This is a genomic window from Aphanothece stagnina RSMan2012, assembly GCF_046764815.1.
Lineage (GTDB): Bacteria > Cyanobacteriota > Cyanobacteriia > PCC-6307 > Cyanobiaceae > NIES-981.
In genome coordinates this window covers 1-533 of the sequence record NZ_JBKOUC010000093.1, presented here as the reverse complement: position 1 = coordinate 533, position 533 = coordinate 1, and the positions used below count along the sequence as shown (strand labels likewise).

General features: G+C 65.9%; 1 pseudogene. It reads left to right on the top strand.

Features of this window, described 5'->3' with window-relative positions:
• Positions 1 to 188: 188 nt before the first annotated feature.
• A pseudogene (locus ACLNEE_RS16880) lies at positions 189 to 533 on the top strand (IS481 family transposase); the annotation flags it as partial.

Below are 533 nucleotides of genomic sequence, written 5' to 3'. Positions count from 1 at the left end.
TTCAACGATCGGCTACCTGAGTCCGATCGACTACGAGCAGGCGTTCATCACTGCCCGTACACTCATCCCTATGAACCCCTGATCGGTGTCCACGAAATCGGGGGAACCCCACAGCCTCTCTGGCGGATCGACGGAGCGGGCGCCGCACCCAGCGGCGGACGCTCGATCCGCACCGGCTGCAGCAGGCCGTGGAACTCCGGCACCAGCGCCTGCACCTCCGCCCTATCGCTCGGCTGCTGCGGGCTCCCTTCTCCACCGTGGCCAGAGCCCTCAACCGTCTCGGTCTCGGTCGCCTGAAGAGTCTGGAGCCCAAACCACCGGTGCAGCGGTACGAGTGGGAGCGCCAAGGCGACCTGATCCATGTGGATGTCAAATCCCTGGCCAGGTTCCGGAAGGTGGGCCACCGCATCACCGGTGATCGACAGCAAGGGCGCTCCTACGGCGTCGGCTACGACAAGGTTCACGTTGCGATCGACGACGCCACCCGCCTGGCCTACGTCGAGGTCTTGCCCGACGAGAAGGCGCCGACCACG